The organism is Plantibacter auratus, assembly GCF_050587365.1.
GTDB lineage: Bacteria > Actinomycetota > Actinomycetes > Actinomycetales > Microbacteriaceae > Plantibacter > Plantibacter auratus.
The window spans coordinates 629,394-647,797 of the sequence record NZ_JBOBFV010000001.1 but is presented as its reverse complement, the minus strand read 5'-3'; the positions used below and the strand labels follow the sequence as shown (position 1 = coordinate 647,797).

Here is an 18,404-nt window from a genome sequence, read left to right as displayed (position 1 = left end):
CGTCGCGCCTGCCTTCGCGGCGCTGCCTGGTTCTGAGGAATGGAGAGGGGATGACGGGAATCGAACCCGCGTAATCAGTTTGGAAGACTGAGGCTCTACCATTGAGCTACATCCCCGAGGCGTCGCAGTGCGACGAACTCACCCGGTAATGCTACTGCATCCCGAGCGCCCATCCGTGCAGCTCCGTGTCCCGAGGCCGGTTCCGCCCCGGAAACCGCACAGGGGCCGCACAGATTCTGGGCTAGACTGACCGAGGCCATTTCGCCCACCGCTCGTCGGTCGGGCCGGCTGGCCGGATTGTCGCCGATCCGGGGCGTAGCTCAGCTTGGTAGAGCGCCCGGTTTGGGACCGGGAGGTCGCAGGTTCGAATCCTGTCGCCCCGACTCCGTTTTGCGTCCTCAACTGAGGCAGAATCCCCGACACAGGAGAAGTAATCACGTGAAGACCACGGTCGAGAAGCTGAGCCCCACTCGCGTCAAGCTCGCCATCGCGGTGACGCCCGAGGAGCTCAAGCCGAGCATCACCCACGCCTACGGACACATCGCCGAGGACATCAACGTCCCAGGCTTCCGTAAGGGCAAGGTGCCACCGGCGATCATCGACCAGCGCGTCGGCAAGGGCGCCGTGATCGAGCACGCCGTCAACGAGGGCCTCGACGGCTTCTTCCGCAAGGCACTCGAGGAGAACGAACTCCGTCCGCTCGGCCGCCCGCAGGCCGACATCGTCGAGTGGCCGAACGAGAAGGACTTCTCCGGCGACCTGCTCGTGAACATCGAGGTCGACGTCCGTCCCGAGATCACGCTTCCCGCCTACGAGGGCCTCAAGCTCACCGTCGACGCCCAGGAAGCCGGCGAAGCCGACGTCCAGGACGAGCTCGACCGCATCCGTGCACGCTTCGGCACGCTCGTGACCGTCGACCGCCCGGCCAAGACGGGCGACTTCGCCCAGCTCGACCTGGTCGCCAAGATCAACGACTCCGAGGTCGACCGCGCGAGCGGCGTCTCCTACGAGATCGGTTCGGGCGAGCTGCTCACCGGCATCGACGAGGCACTCGACTCCCTCACCGCCGGTGAGACCACCACCTTCACCTCGCCGCTGCTCGGTGGCGAGCACGAGGGCGAGGACGCCGAGGTCACCGTCACGCTGACCGCCGTCAAGGAGCGCGAGCTTCCCGAGGCCGACGACGACTTCGCTCAGATCGCGAGCGAGTTCGACACCATCGACGAGTTCAAGGCGCAGCTGCGCGAGGTCGTCGAGCGCCAGCAGGTCATCACCCAGGGCCGCGACGCACGCACCGCGCTCGTCGACGCCATGCTCGAGGCCGCGCAGATCCCCGTACCCGAGAGCGTCATCGAGGACGAGGTGCACCGTCACCTCGAGGGCGAGAACCGCCTCGAGGACGACGAGCACCGCGCCGAGGTCACCGAGTCCAGCGAGAAGGCGCTGCGCACGCAGCTCCTCCTCGACGCACTCGCGGAGTCGCTCAACGTCCAGGTGAACCAGAACGAGCTCACCGAGTACCTCATCCAGAGCGCGTCGCAGTACGGCATGGAGCCCGGTGAGTTCATCGAGGCACTCGGCCAGCAGGGTCAGATCCCCGCCATGGTCGGCGAGGTCGCCCGCAACAAGGCCATCGCCATCGCGCTCGGCAAGGCCGAGGTCGTCGACTCCAACGGCAAGCCTGTCGACCTGAGCGACTTCGTTGCCGTGGTCGAGGACGAGGACGCCGCCACCGAGACTGCAGCCGACGAGACGACCGAGGCTCCGGCCGAGGACGCCGCCGACGAGGCTCCGGCCGCGGCAGAGCCGAAGAAGGCCGCCGCCAAGAAGGCACCTGCGAAGAAGGCGCCCGCCAAGAAGGCACCGGCCAAGAAGGCCGCTGCCGACGAGGCCGCTGCCGAGTAGGACAGCACCAGCAGTGACGACAGGGGCGGAAGCGATTCCGCCCCTGTCGTCGTCTCCGGACACGTCAGCCGAATGGGAGCCATCATGACGACGACCGACGCAACCGGCTGGGACGACCGCGTCGCAGCCGTCTGGGCCGACGAGACCATCGACGACGAGCAGCGCATCGCGGCCATCGACGCCCTGGCCGCCGAGCGTCCGCCGGGTGACGCCCGCGCCGCGTTCGAGGCTGCCGGTGCACGCGACTCCGCCGGCCACGAGGTCGAGGCCGAGGTCTGCTATCGCGCCGCGCTCGAGGCCGGGCTCGACGAGGAGCACCGTCCGCAGGCGATCATCCAACTGGCCAGCACCCTCCGCAACCTCGGCCGGACCGCTGAGAGCGTCGTCCTGCTCGAACAGCAGCTCGCGGACGATCCGACCGGTCCGTACGCGGACGCGACCGCGGCCTTCCTGGCCCTGGCGCTCGCCAGCTCGGGGGACCCGCGTCGAGCGACCGCCGTCGCCCTCCGCGCCCTCGTGCCGCACCTGCCGCGATACCACCGGTCCGTCCGCGCCTACGCCGACGAACTCGAGACGGATCCGCTCCGCTGAGCCCCGACGGTCGCGCCTTCCGTCCGCTCGCCGTCCGCTGCCGGCGAACCCCGTCGCCCGGGAGTCTGCCGAGGGCGAACAGGGCGTTGGTGGTGCGTCGCCTCCGATAGATTCGAACCACTGCACAACCGAAACGGAGCGATAATGGCCGAACCACAGTTCTCGCCCAGTGTCTTTGACCGCCTGCTGAAGGACCGGATCATCTGGCTGGGCGCCGAGGTCCGCGACGAGAACGCGAACGAGATCGCGGCCAAGCTGCTGCTCCTCGCCGCGGACGACCCGAAGCGCGACATCTACCTCTACATCAACTCGCCCGGTGGCTCCATCACGGCCGGCATGGCCATCTACGACACCATGCAGTTCGTGCCGAACGACATCGTCACGGTCGGTATCGGCATGGCCGCGTCGATGGGTCAGCTCCTCCTCACGGCCGGCACCAAGGGCAAGCGCTACATCACCCCGAACGCCCGCGTGCTCCTCCACCAGCCGCACGGCGGATTCGGCGGGACGTCGAGCGACATCCAGACCCAGGCGCAGCTCATCCTCGACATGAAGCGCCGTCTCGCCGAGATCACCGCGGCGCAGACCGGCAAGAGCGTCGAGCAGATCAACGCCGATGGCGACCGCGACCGCTGGTTCAACGCCGAAGAGGCGCTCGAATACGGTTTCGTCGACCACCTCCGTGAGTCCGCGCTCGACGTGGCCGGCGGCGGCGGAACCGTCGACAGCGACAAGTAACCCGGCTTCGACCAGACAGGAATGCAACACATGGAGACTCCAACGTTCAGTGCGGCGGGACGCTCGCTGCAGATGCCGGGTGCTCGCTACATCCTCCCGAGCTTCGAGGAGCGCACGGCCTACGGCTACAAGCGCCAGGACCCGTACGCGAAGCTCTTCGAGGACCGCATCATCTTCCTCGGCGTGCAGGTCGACGATGCATCGGCCGACGACATCATGGCCCAGCTGCTCGTGCTCGAGAGCATGGACCCCGACCGCGACATCGTCATGTACATCAACTCACCCGGTGGCTCGTTCACCGCGATGACGGCGATCTACGACACGATGCAGTACATCCGTCCGCACGTCATGACGGTGGTCCTCGGACAGGCGGCCTCCGCCGCTGCCGTGCTCACCGCCGCCGGTACGCCGGGCAAGCGCCTGGCGCTCCCGAACGCCCGCATCCTGATCCACCAGCCCGCCGTCGGTGAGGCCGGCCACGGTCAGGCTTCGGACATTGAGATCCAGGCGGCCGAGATCCTCCGCATGCGCGGCTGGCTCGAGTCGACCCTGGCACACCACTCCAACCGTTCGGTGGAGCAGGTAAACAAGGACATCGACCGCGACAAGATCCTCTCGGCCGCCGAGGCGCTCGAGTACGGTCTCATCGACCAGGTGCTCACCTCGCGGAAGAACCCGGTCGCGGCCATCACGGCCTGACCCGGCTCCCGTGCTCACGACTCGGCGCGTCATCCCAGCGGGGTGGCGCGCCGAGTTGTCGCAGGGACAGGTTAGGCTCGGAGCACCGAATCTCCAGGGAGAGGGAAAGACATGGCACGGATAGGCGAAAGCGCCGATCTGCTCAAGTGCTCGTTCTGCGGCAAGAGCCAGAAGCAGGTCCAGCAGCTGATCGCTGGTCCCGGCGTGTACATCTGCGACGAGTGCGTCGAGTTGTGCAACGAGATCATCGCCGAGCGGCTCGCTGAAGCGAGCGAGGAGACGGTGAGCGAGTTCGACCTCCCGAAGCCGAAGGAGATCTTCGCCTTCCTCGAGGAGTACGTCATCGGCCAGGAGGCCGCGAAGAAGGCGCTCTCGGTCGCGGTGTACAACCATTACAAGCGCGTCCGCTCACGCGCCACGCTCGCTCCCGCCGAGACGGTGCACGACGATATCGAGATCGCGAAGAGCAACATCCTCCTCATCGGGCCGACCGGATGCGGCAAGACGTATCTCGCGCAGACCCTCGCGAAGCGACTGAACGTCCCCTTCGCCGTCGCCGATGCGACCGCACTGACCGAGGCCGGTTACGTCGGCGAGGACGTCGAGAACATCCTCCTCAAGCTCATCCAGGCCGCCGACTACGACGTCAAGCGCGCGGAGACCGGCATCATCTACATCGACGAGGTCGACAAGATCGCCCGCAAGGCGGAGAACCCCTCCATCACGCGCGACGTCTCCGGTGAGGGTGTCCAGCAGGCGCTCCTCAAGATCCTCGAGGGAACCGTCGCCTCGGTACCCCCGCAGGGCGGCCGGAAGCACCCGCACCAGGAGTTCATCCAGATCGACACGACGAACGTCCTGTTCATCGTCGCTGGGGCCTTCGCCGGGCTGGAGGAGATCATCTCCTCCCGAGCGGGCAAGAAGGGCATCGGTTTCGGCGCACCCCTGCACAGCAAGGGCGACGACGTGAACCTCTTCGGTGAGGTCCTGCCGGAAGACCTCCACAAGTTCGGCCTCATCCCTGAGTTCATCGGCCGGCTGCCGGTCGTCACGACGGTCACGCCGCTCGACCAGCACGCGCTCATGGAGATCCTCACGGTCCCGAAGAACGCGCTCGTGCGTCAGTACCAGCGCATGTTCGAGATCGACGGCGTCGAGCTGGAGTTCGACCAGGCGGCACTCGAAGCGATCGCCGACCTCGCCGTCCTCCGCAAGACCGGTGCCCGAGGGCTCCGAGCCATCATGGAAGAGGTGCTCGGGCCGATCATGTTCGAGGTGCCCTCCACCGACGAGGTCGCTCGCGTGGTCATCACCCGGGAGTCCGTCGTCGAGAACGCGGCCCCGACGATCGTCCCGCGTGCGGCTCGCCGTCAGGAGAAGTCGGCCTAGACGACACCCAGCGGTGAACAAGCCCGCCGCAGCCCCGGATCCTCCGGAGTCGCTGCGGCGGGCTTCGTCGTTCAGTCCTCGAGTCCGCGGCGTCGGAGGAGCGGCTCGATGACCGCGTCGCGCCCACGGAAGTCGCGGTAGGCCTCCAGAGGATCCTTCGAACCGCCGACCCCGAGGAGCTTGGTGCGGAAGCGGTCGCCGTTCTCCCTCGTCAGTCCGCCGTTCTCCGTGAACCAGTCGACGGTGTCGGCGTCGAGCACCTCGCTCCAGATGTAGGAGTAGTAGCCGGCGTCGTATCCACCCGAGAAGGTGTGGGCGAAGTACGTGCTCGCGTAGCGGGGCGGGACGGCCGGATTGTCGAGCCCGGCGGACCGGAGTGCCGCCGCCTCGAACGCCTCCACATCGTCGACCCGGTCATCTGCACCGATGCTGTGCCACGCCTGGTCGAGCATCGCCGCAGCGAGGTACTCGCTCGTTGAGAAGCCCTCGTTGAACCCCTCGGACGCCTGGAGCTTCGCCACCAGTTCCTGCGGCATCGGCTCACCGGTCTCGACGTGCCTGGCGTAGCCGGCGAGCACCTCGGGCCACAGCATCCACATCTCGTTCACCTGGCTCGGGAACTCGACGAAGTCCCGGAAGACGTTCGTACCGGAGAACCGCGGGTACTCGACCTCCGCGAAGAGACCGTGCAGCGCGTGGCCGAACTCGTGGAAGAAGGTCGTGACCTCGTCGAGGCTCAGCAGGGTCGGTTCGCCGTCGGTAGGCTTCGGGACGTTCAGGTTGTTGACCACGACGGTGGGCTGGTCGAGCAGGCGGTTCTGGGAGATGAGCGCGTTCATCCAGGCGCCGCCGCGCTTGCTGTCGCGGGTGTACAGGTCCAGGAGGTACAGGCCGAGGCCGGAGCCGTCCTCGTTCCAGACCTCGAAGACACGGACGTCGGGGTGGTAGCCCTGGAGATCGCTCCGTTCGGCGAAGGTGATGCCGTAGAGCTTGGTCGCTGCGGCGAACACCCCGTCGAACAGGACCCGCTCCGCTTCGAAGTACGGGCGCATCACGCTGGTGTCGACATCGAACCGGTCGATCCTGACCTGTTCGGTCGCGAACGGCCAATCCCAGGCCTCGACGGTCTCGAGACCGGTGACCCGCTCGAGCTCGCGCTGTTCCCGATCCGCGTTGCGGGCGGCGGGGATCGCCAGACGGGAGAGGAGCGCTGCGACGGCCTCCGGGGTCCCCGCGGTCTGGTCCGCGGTGACCACTGCCGCGTGCGACGGGAAACCCAGGAGCGCGGCGCGCTCGGCTCGGAGGCGGGTGATCTCGAGGACGAGGTCGCGGTTGTCGTTCGGTCCGCCGTGCGTGCCGCGAGCACGGGAGGCCGACATGATCCGCTCGCGGACGCCACGGTGCGTCAACGACGACAGCGCCGGATGGCCGGTCGGGAGGACGAGGGTGACGAGCCAACCGTCGAGGCCTCGCTCGGCGGCCGCCTGGGCCGCTGCGGAGATCTCGCCCGCACTCAGGCCGTCGAGCTCTGCGGCATCGGTGAGGTGGACGGCGAGCTCGTTGGTGTCGGCCAGGAGCTGCTTCTCGAACCGGGTGGTCAGTGTCGAGAGGCGGAGATTGAGGTCGGAGAGCCGCTGCTTCTCCTCGGCGTCGAGACCTGCGCCCGCGAGCGTGTGTTCGCTGTACACGCGTCGGACCAGGTAGACCGCCTCGGCGGTCAGCTGGAGGTCGTCGAGACTCGCGTGGACCGCCGCGATCCGCGCGTACAGCGCGGGGTCGAGCCTGATCGCGTCCTCGTGGGCGGCCAGCTGCGGAGCGAGCTCCTCCTCGAGTTCATTGGTGAACGCGGAGCTGTCCGCCGAACTCTGATTGAAGAAGACCGCTGCGACCCGCCGGAGGATCGCGCCGCTCCGTTCGAGTGGGATCAGCGTGTTCTCGAAGGTCGGCGCGTCGTCCTGCGCGGTGATCGCCGCGATCTCGTCGAGTTGCTGCGCGAACCCGGCGGTGAAGGCGGGGCGGAAGTGCTCCTCGCGGATCTCGCCGAACGGCGGCAGCTGATAGGGGAGTGTGCTCGGCTGGAGGAACGGATTCGTGTGTGATTCCATACCTCACCCTATCCAGCGTGCCGGGGAGGAGGCTCAGTCCTCGTCGTCGTCGCGGTCGTCGTCCGGCCGGGTGAGGCTGACGGATCCGTCCGCGTGCTGACGGATGGTCGTACCGTCGTCGAGCTCGACCACGGGCCGGCGCTCGAGCCAGGTGAGGGTCCATCGCCACGAGGACGTGTCGACACCCTGCGCGAGCAACTCCTGCTCCTCAGCAGCGATGGCCGTCTGCACCGGCGTCGGCACGTTCTCCGGTGGCTTGGCGCCGACGGCCCAGCGGGTTCCGAGTTGCATCACGGCTCCAGGTCGTAGGTGACCCAGCTCGTGCGGGTCGCCAGCTTGTCGTACACGGCCTGGGCGCGCTCGTTGTCGGCGGCGGTGATCCACCGGACGACGCTGTGGCCGTCCGCCTTCGCGAGGTCGCGGACGTGCTCGATCAGCGCGGTCCCGACCCCGCCGGTGCGGGCGTCCTCGGCGACGAAGAGGTCGTCGAGGTAGAGCCCGGTCCCGCCGGCGAGGGCACGGGGGAACACGCGATAGTGGGCGAGCCCGACGAGGGCGCCCTGTGCGTCCTCCGCGACGAGCGCGGTCAACGGGTGGGCCGGGTCGCTGAGCCAGCCCCACACGAGGACGGCCTTCTCGTCGGTCAGGGGGTTGCCGTAGAACTCCCCGTAGCCGGAGTACAGCGCGTGCCAGGCGAACAGGTCGCTCTCGACGGCGGGACGGATGGTGACGCTCATGCGCGTGCCTCCTCGGCGTCGGCCGCCGGCGTGAAGACGATGTCGCCGACCGACAGGACATCGGCGGTGCGGAACTCGAGAGACTCGATGCGTCCGACGGCGCGGAGGTCGTCTGCGACGAGCGCGAGCAGCTCGATCGATGCGGCGGGTCCGGCGATGACCGCGGAGTCCACCGGGGTCTTCTGGGAAGCCTTGGCGTCGGTCTTCGCGCGCCGGATGCCTGTGAGCGCCTCGCTCGCGAGCTGCAGCACCTGCGGTTCGCCCGCTGCGAGTCCTGCGAACTCCTCGTCGGTCGGCCAGCTGGCACGGTGCACGGAGCCATCGTGCGTCCAGGACCAGGCTTCCTCGGCCGCGAACGGGATGAACGGGGCGAACAGGCGGAGCAGGGTCGAGAGCGCGATCCGCAGCGCGGCCACCGCCGAAGCCTGCTCGGGGCTCTCCTCGCCGTAGGCCCGCTCCTTGACGAGCTCGAGGTAGTCGTCGCAGAACGTCCAGAAGAACGCCTCGGTGAGCTCGAGCGCGCGTGCGTGGTCGTAACCGGCCAGCGCACTGCTGGCGTCGGCGACGGTCTTGCGGAGGACGCTCAGCATGGCGAGGTCGACGGCCTCAGTCACCGGGGCGTCTTCACGACCGGTGAACCCGAGGATGAACTTCGAGGCGTTGAGCACCTTGATCGCCAGGCGCCGGCCGATCTTGATCTGCGTCGGGTTCTGCGGGTCGAAGGCGGCGTCGGTGCCGAGACGGCTCGAGGCCGCCCAGTACCGGACGGCGTCCGAACCGTGCTGTTCGAGCATGGCCGCCGGCGTGACGACGTTGCCCTTCGACTTCGACATCTTCTTGCGGTCGGGGTCGACGATGAAGCCGGACACGGAGGCGTGCTCCCACGGCTTCTGGTCGTACTCGAGGACGCTGCGGAGCATGGTGGAGAACAGCCAGGTGCGGATGATGTCCTGACCCTGCGGGCGCAGCGAGTACGGGAACACCAGGTCCCAGAGCTCGGGGTCGCGCTCCCAGCCGCCGGCGAGCTGCGGGGTGAGGCTCGACGTGGCCCAGGTGTCCATGACGTCGACCTCGCCCATGAACCCGCCGGGGACACCGCGCTGCGACTCGTCGTAACCGGGTGCGGCATCGCTGGACGGGTCGACGGGCAGAGCGGCGTGGTCTGGCGCGATCGGCTGGTCGTAGACCGGGTTGCCGTCGGCGTCGAGCGGGTACCAGAGGGGGATCGGCACTCCGAAGAAGCGCTGGCGGGAGATCAGCCAGTCGCCGGACAGGCCACCGACCCAGTTCTCGTAGCGCACGCGCATGAAGTCGGGGTGCCACTCGAGCTCCGAGCCGAGTTCGAGGAGGCGGCCGCGGAGCTGTTCGTCGCGGGCGCCGTTGCGGATGTACCACTGGCGGGTCGAGACGATCTCGAGCGGCTTGTCGCCCTTCTCGAAGAACTTCACCGGGTGGGTGATCTGCTTCGGCTCGCCGATCAGGTCGCCCGAGGCGGCGAGGAGGTCGACGACGGTCTGTTTGGCGCTGAAGACGGTCTTCCCGGCGAGCTGCGCGTACGCCTCGAGGCCGGCCTCGGAGGTGATCGCCTCCGGAGCCTCGGAGATGACGCGGCCGTCGAAGCCGAGGATCGCGCGGTTGGGGAGGTCGAGTTCGCGCCACCACACGATGTCGGTGATGTCGCCGAAGGTGCACACCATCGCGATGCCGGCACCCTTGTCGGGCTGAGCGAGGTGGTGGGCGAGTACGGGCACCTCGACGCCGAACACCGGCGTGGTCACGGTCGTGCCGAACAGCGGCTTGAAGCGCTCGTCGTCGGGGTGGGCGACGAGGGCGACGCAGGCGGGGAGGAGCTCCGGCCGTGTGGTCTCGATCTCGATGGTGCCGCCGTCTGGGCGGTGGAAGGAGAGTCGACGGTAGGTGCCCGGCTGCTCCTTGTCCTCGAGCTCCGCCTGGGCGACCGCCGTGCGGAAGGTGATGTCCCAGAGGGTCGGCGCCATGGCCTGGTAGGCCTCGCCACGGTCCAGGTTGCGCAGGAACGCGAGCTGGCTCGCCGTGATCGACTCGTCGCCGATGGTGCGGTAGCTCTGCGTCCAGTCCACGGAGAGGCCGAGCGCACGCCAGACGGCCTCGAACTGCTGCTCGTCCTCGACGGTGAGGCGCTCGCACAGCTCGATGAAGTTGCGACGCGAGATCGGGATCTGGTCGGCCGCCTTGGTGCTCTTGTTGTCGCCACCCTCGAACGGCGGGGTGAAGTCCGCGTCGTAGGGGAGCGTCGGGTCGCACCGGACGCCGTAGTAGTTCTGGACGCGGCGTTCGGTCGGGAGGCCGTTGTCGTCCCAGCCCATGGGGTAGAAGACACGCTTGCCGGTCATCCGCTGGTAGCGGGCGATCACGTCGGTGTGCGTGTAGCTGAAGACGTGACCGATGTGCAGGGAGCCGGATGCGGTCGGCGGCGGGGTGTCGATCGAGTAGATGCACTCACGCGTCGCGCCGTCGCGCTCGAACCGGTAGGTCCCCGCGGACTCCCAGGAGGAGCCCCACTTCTGCTCGAGACCTTCGAGGGCCGGCTTGTCCGGGATGCTGGCAGCGGTCATGAGGCGATCTCCTGCTGATATGTGCGGCACCGTGTCTGCGTGCCTGAGTGTGTGGGAACATCCCATGCTATCGCAGGGGACCGGGAGGACGCCGGACCGCAGACCGTCATCCTCCGCCGATAGCATCGGATCGTGTCGACCAGAGCCGCCTCCGGCCCCGTGAGAGCCGACCTCCAAGGCCTTCGCGCCGTGGCGGTCTCGCTCGTCGTGGTGTTCCATCTCTGGCCGGGGCTCGTGCCGGGCGGGTTCGTCGGCGTCGACGTGTTCTTCGCGATCTCCGGCTTCCTCATCACGGCGCACCTCCTCGCCGAGGTCGAGCGATCCGGTTCGGTCCGACTCGGGCGGTTCTGGGCGCGGCGCGCACGACGGCTGCTCCCCGCAGCGCTCACCGTCCTCACCGCGACCCTCGTCGCGAGCTGGTACCTCGCGCCACTCGGGGACCTGCCCCGGTTCCTGCGCGAGATCGCGTGGTCGGGCCTGTACATCGAGAACTGGGCGCTCGCCGGATCCGCGGTCGACTACCTCGCGGCGGAGGACGCTCCGTCGCCCGTGCAGCACTTCTGGTCACTGTCGGCCGAGGAGCAGTTCTACCTCGTCTGGCCGATCCTGGTCCTCGTCGCCGGCTGGCTCGCCGTGCGGTTCGCCCGACGCTCGGCTGCGCCGACGGTACGGCGTCGGGGCGTCGCGATCGCGATCGGACTCGTCTGCATCGCGTCGGCCGCCTGGTCGGTCGTCTTCACCGCGCAGGACCCGTCTCCGGCCTACTTCGCGACGACGACGAGGGCCTGGGAGTTCGCCGCCGGGGGACTGACAGCGATCCTGGTGGCCGAGGGAGCGCGGCGCGGGTGGGCGCTGCGGGCGGGTGCGCGCACGGTCGTCGCCTGGCTCGGGTTCGCCGCGATCGGGGCGGCTGCCGTCTGGTATTCGGGGGAGACGCCCTTCCCGGCGTTGACCGCGGCGCTGCCGGTGGGCGGGACGATCGCCGTGATGGCGGCCTGGGCCCCGGACGTCCGGTGGTCGCCGACCGCGCTGCTCGCCCGGGCGCCGATCCAGTGGCTCGGCGACCGCTCCTACGCGGTCTACCTCTGGCACTGGCCCCTCATCGTGTTCGGCGGGATCGTGCTCGCTCGGTCGGCCACCGTCCCCGAGCAGCTCGTCCTCCTCGTCATCACCGGCGTCCTGGCGGAGGTGACGACGCGGTTCGTGGAGCGTCCGATCCGGTTCGGGCGCATCGCCGGTTGGCGGCCCCGACGGGTCATCGGCGCGACCGCCCTCGCGATGAGCGTCCTGTTGGCCGCCTCGATCGGGGTGCTCCCCGGTGCCGAGGCGCGCATCGCGGCCGAACAGCAGCGCATCGAGACCCTGGTCGCGACCCCGTCGAACTGCCTCGGTGCCGCGGAGCTCGTCGATGCTGCGACGTGCCCGCGAAGCGGCGGAGCGCCATCGGACGGTACGGACGGTTCTGGTGGCGAGACCTCGCGCGACGGTTCCTCGGCGTCGCCCGGGGACGAGACCCGCGGGGTCGTCATTCCCGACGCGTCGCTCGCCGACCTCCCGCCGGACCGCTGCATCACCGACATCCGGGCTGCAGCGTTCGAGGTCTGCGCCTACGGTGCCAGCGCGGAGCAGGCGACGAGGACGGTGGCGCTCATGGGCGACTCGCACGCCGAGCAGTGGTTGCCGGCGTTCGCGACGGCCGCCGAGGCGAACGGGTGGCGGCTCTTGGTCGCGGCGAAGAGTTCCTGCCCGTTCAGCGACGCCGAGCGCACCGAGCCCGGGACCAGCGCGGCGGTGCTCGCCGAGATGCGCGCCGGGTGCCTGAGCTGGAACCGCGACGCCCTCGAGCTGCTGCAGGACGAACCGGAGATCGACACGCTCGTCGTCTCGGCGCGCGCTCGGAACCCGGTCGTCGCCGAGGGGGACCGCGACTGGCGGGAGGTGGCCGCGGAAGCCTATGCGGAGCGCTGGGCGCTCGTGCCCGCGACGATCGAGCAGATCGTCGTGCTGCGCGACACCCCGACGATGTCGGACGACGTGCTGGAGTGCGTCCGCGACGACGCTGACCCGGAGGACGGGTGCGCCCGGAACCGGAGCGACGCGCTCACGGAGGATCCGCAGTACGAGGCCGCCCTCGCGAGCACCGACCCACGGGTCCGACCCGTCGACCTCTCGGACGCCCTGTGCGCGTCCGATCGGTGCTCGCCGGTGATCGGCGGTGTCCTCGCGTACCGCGACCACCACCACCTGAGCTGGGTGTACGCCGAGACCCTCGCGCCCGTCGTCCAGGCGGTGCTGGATCGGATCCCGACGCCGGAGTCAGACGGCGTCGCGCCCTGACGCCGCACCGGGCGCGATGAGGCGCGGAGCGTCGGCTGCGAGTCGGGCGGTGTAGGGGTGGGCCGGGGCGGTGAACACCTGCTCGGCGTCGCCATGCTCGACCACCCGTCCGTGCTGCATCACGGCGACCCGGTCGCTCATGTGCCGGATGACGCCGAGGTCGTGGGAGATCAGCAGGTAGCTCAGGCCGTGGCGTCGCTGCAGCTCGTCGAGGAGGTCCAGGATCCTGGCCTGGACGGTGACGTCGAGCGCGGAGACGGGTTCGTCGAGGATGAGCGTCGACGGTCGACTCGCGAGTGCCCGGGCGATCGCCACGCGTTGCCGCTGCCCGCCGGAGAGCGTCCGCGGGCGCGCGCGAGCCAGCGAGGGATCGAGGCCGACGTCCGCGAGGAGACGGGTGATGTCGCGAGGTGCGGCTTCGCGTCCACGAACGGCGTCGGCGAGGATGGCGTCGACGCGCCAGCGTGGGTCGAACGAGCTCAGCGGATCCTGCGAGACCCAGCCCAGACGGTTCCGTCGTGGACGACGCGCTCGCTCGGGGAGCTCCGACCACGGTTCGCCCTCGAAGAGCACGGCTCCCGACTGCGGCGCCGTGAGGCCGAGTGCGATGCGGGCGAGGGTGGTCTTGCCCGAACCGGACTCGCCGACCACGCCCAGGGTCGTCCCCGTGTCCAGGCGGAGCGAGACGTCGTCGACCGCGAGGATCGCCGAGGCGCCGCGGCCGCGTTCGAAGCTCCGGGTGACGGATCGGAACTCCAGCGCGGGTGCGTCCGATCCGGTCTGCGTCGTCGGGCGGGTGCCCGTCGCCGGCTGTTCGGCCATCGGGGCTGAGTCGACCGCCGGGTCCGCGCTGAGGCGCGTCCCTCGAGCGCGGTCGGTGGGGACCGCGGCGATGAGGGCTCGGGTGTACGGGTGTGTCGGCCTGGTCAGCACCTGCTCGGCCGGCCCCTGCTCGACGACGACACCGTGCTGCATCACGACGAGGTGGTCGGCGATCGACGAGACGACGGCGAGGTCGTGGCTGATCAGGAGGAGGCCCGCGCCGCGCCGCTTGACGTCGTCGAGGAGGCCGATGATGCGAGCTTGGACGGTGACGTCGAGCGCGGTCGTCGGTTCGTCGGCGATGAGGAGGTCGGGGTCCAGTGCGATCGCCGACGCGATGAGCGCGCGCTGGCGGAGCCCGCCGGAGAGTTCACCGGAACGCTGGCCGATGCGGGAAGCCGGGTCGGGCATGCCGACGGAGTCGAGGAGTTCGAGCACCCGCCGGGTGCGGGCGGTCCGGTCCAGGTCGGTGCCGAGTCGGAGTGCGTCGTCGATCTCGCGCCCGATCGGTCGCAGGGGGTCGAGCGACACGAGGGCGTCCTGGAGGACGAGTCCGATGCGACGCCCGCGCAGGCGTCGCCAGGCCGATGCTCCGAGTCCGCGGAGGTCGGTGCCGTCGAAGTCGAGTCGAGTGGCCGTCACCCGTGCCGATGCGCCGGCGAGGCCCAGGAGCGATCTGGCGGTCACGCTCTTGCCGGAGCCCGACTCGCCGACGATCGCGACGCAGGTGCCGCGCTCGACCTGGAAGGAGACGTCGGAGACGACAGCGTCCCCGCCGCCGAATCCGACCGTCAGTGCTTCCACCTGGAGCAGTGGAGTGGAGTCGCTCATCGGCCATCCTCCCGAGATCGACGCTGGAGACCCCGGCCGAGGACCGTGGTGGACAGGGCGGTCGCGACGATCATCAGACCCGGGAACGCCGTGAGCCACCACGCCGTCGCGAGATAGGTGCGTGCTGCGGCGAGCATGGCACCCCACTCCGGCGCGGGTGGTTGCGCCCCGAGCCCGAGGTAGCTCAGGGCGGACGCCCAGACGACCGCCTGTCCGATGCCCAGGGTGGCGAGGACGAACAGCGGGGCGACGGCGTTCGGGAGGATGTGTCGGAACAGGATCCGGGCCGGCCCGTGTCCGAGCACTCGCGCGGCCTCGACGAAGTCGGAGGAGCGGACCTGGAGCAGTTGACCGCGGATGAGGCGCGCGTAGCCCGGCGCCGTCGACAGGCCGACTGCGATCGTCGCCGTGACGGGACCGGGCCCCGCGATGACGATCACGAGGAGCGCGAGCAGCAGGCCGGGGAACGCGAAGAGCACCTCGAGCACGCGTCCCACGGCGAAGTCCGCGATCCGGCCGCCGACCGCGGCGATCGTCGCGAGGACTGCTCCGAGGAGCAGTCCGATGGCCGTCGCGGCGACGCCGATGAGGAGCGAGGTCCCGGCTCCGTGCACCACCCGGCTCCAGACGTCGCGGCCTGACTCGTCCGTGCCGAACCAATGGGCGAGGGAGGGCGGCGAGAACGCGGTCCGCGGGTCGACCGCCGTCGGTGATGCTGTCGCGAACAGCTGGGGGGCGAGCGCACAGCCGAGCAGGAACAGCACCACCACGGCCGCGATGATCTCGGGAGCGCCGAATCCCGACGACCGGCGCCATCCGCGGCGGATCCGGGCGTCGGGGGTTCCGGACGCCGGCGTGATCGCGAGCCCGCTCATGAACCGGACCGCCGGATCCGGTCGCGTGGGTCGAGCAGTTCCGCCGCGAGGTCCGCGAGGAACATGACGACGACGTAGGCCACCGCCGAGCTCAACACCACGCCGGTGACCACCGGGACGTCGCGCACGGTCACCGCCTGGAGCAGCGTCCGTCCGAGACCGGGCCGGGCGAAGATGGTCTCCACCACCACCGCGCCGCTGATGAGGTACCCGAAGGCCCATCCCGACAGGTTCACCGCGGGCACGGCGGCGTGGCGTAGGCCGTGTCTGAGCAGCAGGCCGGTGGTCGATTCGCCACGGGCGGCCGCGGAGACGGCGAACGGTGCGCTCCCCGCGTCGAGCAACGGTTCCCGCATCACCTGGGCCAGGAACCCGGCGACCGGGATGGCAAGGGTCAGCACCGGGAGGATGAGACCGGCCGCATCACCCGTACTCACCGGAGGGAGCCATGCGAGCCAGGTGCTGAAGAGCGTGATGAGGACGGTCGCGAGCCAGAACTGGGGGAGCGACGCCGCCACGAGCTCGACGGCCGATCCGAGGGCCGCGGACACCCGCCCACCACGGGTCGACCAGACCGCGAGGCCGAGCGCGAGGAGCCAGGCGACGGCGAGCGACGCCGTCGCCAGTACCAGCGTCCCGCCGAGCTGTTCGCCGAGCACCTGGGCCACCGGCGTGCGGAGGGACGCCGACTCGCCGAGATCCCCCTGGACCAGTCGGACCAGTTGCGCCAGGTACTGGACGAGGAGCGGCTCGTCCAGGCCGTACTGCTCGCGCACCCGCTCGAGCGCTTCAGCCGACGCCTGGGAGCCGGGGCCACCGAGATAGGCCTGTGCCGGATCGCCGGGGATCAGCCGGACGGCGAAGAAGGTGACCGTCGCGACCGCCCAGAGCACGAACACCGCACCGGCCAGACGCGCCCCGATCCGCCCGGCCAGGCGGCGGAGGTCGCGTCCAGAGCGGCCGACGGAGGTCACTCCACGAGCCAGGCGTCCCCGAAGACCGGCGTCGACACCGTCGGCAGCGCGCGGACGCCCTGCAGCGAGGTGCTCAGCAGGAAGTGGTTCTGCTGGTCGTAGAGCGGCAGGATGTAGTAGCCGTCGAGGATGATCTGCTGCGCCTGCTCGTAGAGGAACGCCCGCTCCTCGGGATCGAGGGTGTCGCTCGCCTGCTTCAGGATCTCGTCGAGTGCGGGGTCGTCCAGCTGGGCGTGGTTCGCGAAGTAGCCGCTCGGCGCCGGGACGATGCCCGAGGAGTCGTAGAGCACGCGGAGCACGTCCGGTCCCACCTTCGTGTACGGAGCGCTGACGGCCTCGTAGGCGTTGGATCCGAGTGCCTCGTACCAGCTCGATAGGTCGAGCAGCTCGAGCTCCACGTCGAAGCCGGCGTCGCCGGCTCCGGCCTGGATCTGTTCGAAGAGCGACTGCTCGGCCGGGATCGACTGGTTCGTGCTGACGGGGAACCGTACGGTCAGCCGGACGCCGTCCTTCGTCCGCACGCCGTCCTCGTCCTTCTCAGTCCAGCCTGCCTCGTCCAGGAGCTTGTTCGCCGCATCGAGGTCGTAGCCGAACAGGCTCTCGTCGGAGTAGGCGGTGGCCTCCGCACTCGACAGTGGTGAGTAGGAACGCTTCGCCGTGCCGAAGAACAGGGACTCGATGCCGGCGTTCACGTCCGTCGACCGCACGAAGGCCTCACGCACGCGCTGGTCGTCGAACGGCGCCTGTCCCGCGTTCAGCTCGATGCGGTTCGAGGCACCGGGGCGGGGTGCGTCCAGGTCGACGATCGTCTTCGAGTCCTTCGCCTGCGCGATCGTGTCGGGCTGCGCGTTGTCGATGATGTCGACGTCGCCGCTCTGGAGTGCCGCGAAGCGCGACGCGGAGTCGGGGATGAAGCGCCACGTGATGCCGTCGAGGTACGCCGGCCCGTCGTTCGCGGCGTCGCCCGGTGCCGAGTCGTAGGCGTCGTTCCGGACGAGCGAGACGTGGTCCTGCTTCACCCACTCGTCGACGACGAACGGTCCGGTACCGACCGGCGCATCGCAGTTCGCGGCTTCACCGCGGGCGATCCCCGTCGGAGACTCCATCGCCGTCCACGGCTGCGACAACGACTCCAGGAGCGCGCTGTCGGGAGCGGAGAGGATGAACCGGGCCGTCGTGGCGTCGACCGCCTCGACCGACGCGACCTTACCCACCGCGAGGTAGCCCGTGGACGACTTCGTCGCCGGGTCCTGCAGGTGCTCGATGTTCGCCTTGACCGCTGCCGCGTCGAACGGGGTGCCGTCGGTGAACGTCACGTCCGACCGCAGCGTGAACTCCCAGGTCAGACCGTCCTCCGACGTCGTCCAGGACTCGGCGAGCCACGGGATGATCTCACCCTTCGCGTCTCGGGAGACGAGCGGCTCGAGGAACTGTGCACTCAACAGGGCCTGCGGGTAGTTGCCGCCGACGTGCGGATCGAGACACGTGGGCTCGGCGTCCCCGCTGGCGTAGACGAGGGTCCCACCGGCCTTCGGCGTGCTCGACGCGGCCGGCGTCCCCGGTGCACACGCTGCCAGCAGGACCGCGAGCGGAACGAGCGCCGCGGCGATGCGCAACGGACGACGCGAGGACGCAGGGCGTCGACGGGCAGGGGAGGGGGATGCGGGCACAGGGACTCCAGAAGGCGATCGACCGGGTGCTGAGGGCCCGGTGGCGGCGTCGGACGAATTATTGGACGCCGTCTCGGAACCAGCATAGAGCCTCGACACCACGCCCCGACCCCTCGCACGACGGCTAGGCTCACAGG

At 69.6% G+C, this 18,404-nt stretch carries 14 protein-coding genes and 2 tRNA genes; 7 read left to right on the top strand and 9 right to left on the bottom strand.

Annotation, left to right across the window (positions count from 1 at the left end):
* Positions 1-45: 45 nt before the first annotated feature.
* Positions 46-116 (bottom strand) — tRNA-Gly (locus ACQ3HE_RS02965).
* Between the two features lie 193 nt (positions 117-309).
* Here ACQ3HE_RS02965 and ACQ3HE_RS02960 point away from each other — a divergent pair.
* The 6 genes from ACQ3HE_RS02960 (at position 310) to clpX (ending at position 5,322) form a co-directional block, all read left to right on the top strand.
* Positions 310-383 (top strand) — tRNA-Pro (locus tag ACQ3HE_RS02960).
* Between the two features lie 55 nt (positions 384-438).
* Positions 439-1,905: a trigger factor gene (gene tig / locus ACQ3HE_RS02955; RefSeq protein ID WP_430891268.1), complete on the top strand. Its 1,467-nt coding sequence runs from the start codon at positions 439-441 to the stop codon at positions 1,903-1,905.
* Between the two features lie 84 nt (positions 1,906-1,989).
* A complete protein-coding gene (locus ACQ3HE_RS02950; RefSeq protein WP_124769176.1) occupies positions 1,990-2,496 on the top strand; it encodes a tetratricopeptide repeat protein in 507 nt (168 codons plus the stop codon).
* A gap of 144 nt (positions 2,497-2,640) precedes the next feature.
* A complete protein-coding gene (locus ACQ3HE_RS02945; RefSeq protein WP_056006680.1) occupies positions 2,641-3,234 on the top strand; it encodes an ATP-dependent Clp protease proteolytic subunit in 594 nt (197 codons plus the stop codon).
* 30 nt (positions 3,235-3,264) lie between these two features.
* The gene (locus ACQ3HE_RS02940; RefSeq protein ID WP_056006676.1) at positions 3,265-3,933 is read left to right on the top strand and encodes an ATP-dependent Clp protease proteolytic subunit; all 669 of its coding nucleotides are present in this window, start codon (positions 3,265-3,267) and stop codon (positions 3,931-3,933) included.
* Between the two features lie 111 nt (positions 3,934-4,044).
* The gene (gene clpX / locus ACQ3HE_RS02935) at positions 4,045-5,322 is read left to right on the top strand and encodes an ATP-dependent Clp protease ATP-binding subunit ClpX (RefSeq protein WP_064295154.1); all 1,278 of its coding nucleotides are present in this window, start codon (positions 4,045-4,047) and stop codon (positions 5,320-5,322) included.
* A 71-nt stretch (positions 5,323-5,393) separates the two neighbouring features.
* Here the strand turns inward: clpX and ACQ3HE_RS02930 are convergent, their stop codons facing one another.
* The 4 genes from ACQ3HE_RS02930 to valS are packed head-to-tail and all read right to left on the bottom strand — an operon-like array spanning position 5,394 to position 10,758.
* Complete coding sequence (locus ACQ3HE_RS02930; protein WP_430891267.1) at positions 5,394-7,427, bottom strand: M3 family metallopeptidase; 2,034 nt, start codon at positions 7,425-7,427, stop codon at positions 5,394-5,396.
* 33 nt (positions 7,428-7,460) lie between these two features.
* Positions 7,461-7,718: a hypothetical protein gene (locus ACQ3HE_RS02925; protein ID WP_194601164.1), complete on the bottom strand. Its 258-nt coding sequence runs from the start codon at positions 7,716-7,718 to the stop codon at positions 7,461-7,463.
* On the bottom strand, positions 7,718-8,164 hold the full coding sequence (locus ACQ3HE_RS02920) for a GNAT family N-acetyltransferase (protein WP_430891266.1): 447 nt from the start codon (positions 8,162-8,164) through the stop codon (positions 7,718-7,720). The genes ACQ3HE_RS02925 and ACQ3HE_RS02920 overlap by 1 nt, the downstream gene beginning before the upstream one ends.
* Positions 8,161-10,758, bottom strand: coding sequence for a valine--tRNA ligase (gene valS / locus ACQ3HE_RS02915; RefSeq protein WP_430891265.1), 2,598 nt, complete (start codon positions 10,756-10,758; stop codon positions 8,161-8,163). The genes ACQ3HE_RS02920 and valS overlap by 4 nt, the downstream gene beginning before the upstream one ends.
* A gap of 132 nt (positions 10,759-10,890) precedes the next feature.
* Between valS and ACQ3HE_RS02910 the strand changes: the two genes are divergently transcribed.
* Positions 10,891-13,095, top strand: coding sequence for an acyltransferase family protein (locus tag ACQ3HE_RS02910; protein ID WP_430891263.1), 2,205 nt, complete (start codon positions 10,891-10,893; stop codon positions 13,093-13,095).
* On the opposite strand, the gene ACQ3HE_RS02905 is transcribed toward ACQ3HE_RS02910, so the two are convergent.
* The 4 genes from ACQ3HE_RS02905 to ACQ3HE_RS02890 are packed head-to-tail and all read right to left on the bottom strand — an operon-like array spanning position 13,075 to position 18,213.
* On the bottom strand, positions 13,075-14,748 hold the full coding sequence (locus ACQ3HE_RS02905) for a dipeptide ABC transporter ATP-binding protein (protein WP_430891261.1): 1,674 nt from the start codon (positions 14,746-14,748) through the stop codon (positions 13,075-13,077). The two genes, ACQ3HE_RS02910 and ACQ3HE_RS02905, sit on opposite strands and share 21 nt — an antisense overlap.
* Positions 14,745-15,623 (bottom strand): ABC transporter permease, encoded by an 879-nt coding sequence (locus ACQ3HE_RS02900; RefSeq protein ID WP_430891259.1) that lies wholly within the window; start codon positions 15,621-15,623, stop codon positions 14,745-14,747. Before ACQ3HE_RS02900 ends, ACQ3HE_RS02905 begins: the two co-directional genes overlap by 4 nt.
* A complete protein-coding gene (locus ACQ3HE_RS02895) occupies positions 15,620-16,597 on the bottom strand; it encodes an ABC transporter permease (RefSeq protein WP_430891257.1) in 978 nt (325 codons plus the stop codon). The genes ACQ3HE_RS02900 and ACQ3HE_RS02895 overlap by 4 nt, the downstream gene beginning before the upstream one ends.
* Positions 16,594-18,213, bottom strand: a complete 1,620-nt coding sequence (locus ACQ3HE_RS02890) for an ABC transporter substrate-binding protein (protein ID WP_430891256.1) — start codon at positions 18,211-18,213, stop codon at positions 16,594-16,596. Before ACQ3HE_RS02890 ends, ACQ3HE_RS02895 begins: the two co-directional genes overlap by 4 nt.
* Between the last annotated feature and the right edge of the window lie 191 nt (positions 18,214-18,404).